Raw genomic sequence first — 1,220 nt, forward strand, 5'->3', positions numbered from 1 at the left:
CCCACCCACGTCGTCTCGCGCATAGAGTTGTGTGCGTGCCTACGCAAATTTCCGACATCCGCGACGCCGGTGCCAGCACCGCACTGCTCACCGATCAGTACGAACTGACCATGCTCTCGGCGGCTCTCGCCGACGGATCTGCCTTCCGTAACTGCAGTTTCGAGGTATTCGCACGGCGGCTGCCAGACGGTCGTCGCTACGGCGTCGTCGCCGGTACCGAACGCCTGCTCGACGCACTCGAGCAGTTCCGGTTCGGTGAACCGGAACTGGCGATCGTTGCGAAATTCCTTGACGACACGACGGTCGAGTGGCTGCGCAACTATCGATTCTCCGGTGACATCGACGGCTACCGCGAGGGCGACTTCTACTTCCCCGGATCACCGATTCTCTCGGTCCGCGGAACTTTCGCCGAGTGCGTCATCCTCGAAACCTTGATTCTCTCGATCCTCAACCACGACAGCGCGATCGCTTCGGCCGCAGCCCGCATGGTGAGCGCAGCGGGTGGCCGACGGATGATCGAGATGGGCTCGCGTCGCACACACGAACAGGCAGCCGTCGCCGCTTCACGTGCCGCCTATCTCGCCGGGTTCGACGCCACCTCCAACCTCGAAGCCGCGCGGCGTCACGACGTACCCAGCGCGGGTACCAGTGCACACGCCTTCACTCTCCTGCACACCACCGAAGACGGTCCGGACGAGGCAGCGGCATTCCGCGGTCAGGTCGCGGCACTCGGCGTATCCACCACGTTGCTCGTCGATACCTACGACATCACCGAGGGTGTGAAAACGGCTGTCGCCGTTGCCGGTCCCGAACTGGGCGGAGTTCGCATCGATTCCGGTGATCTCGGCGTCCTGGCTCGCCAGGTACGGCAACAACTCGACGACCTCGGTGCCACCAAGACGCGCATCGTCGTCTCCGGCGACCTGGACGAGTACGCCATCGCGGCCCTGCGGGCCGAACCCGTCGACTCGTACGGCGTCGGCACTTCACTGGTCACCGGATCGGGCGCGCCCACAGCGGGCATGGTCTACAAGTTGGTCGAGGTGGGCGGGATCGCCGTCGAGAAGAGAAGCACCAACAAGGCATCTCGTGGCGGCGCCAAGAAGGCACTGCGCGTGGTGCGTCCGACCGGAACGATCGTCGAGGAAGTCATCTACCCCGCCGGCTCGCCCGCTCCGGTTTCCGAGGCGGACGGCGCGACCGAATTGTTGATCCCGTTG

The 1,220-nt window shown here is 64.8% G+C and carries 1 protein-coding gene; it reads left to right on the top strand.

The annotated features are described in order from the left end of the window. Positions 1 to 35: 35 nt before the first annotated feature. Positions 36 to 1,220: nicotinate phosphoribosyltransferase (locus ABT116_RS47965; protein ID WP_351647791.1), on the top strand; the 1,185-nt coding region annotated here is incomplete at its 3' end.

The organism is Streptomyces sp. NPDC002130, from assembly GCF_040296465.1.
Taxonomy (GTDB): Bacteria; Actinomycetota; Actinomycetes; order Streptomycetales; family Streptomycetaceae; genus Streptomyces.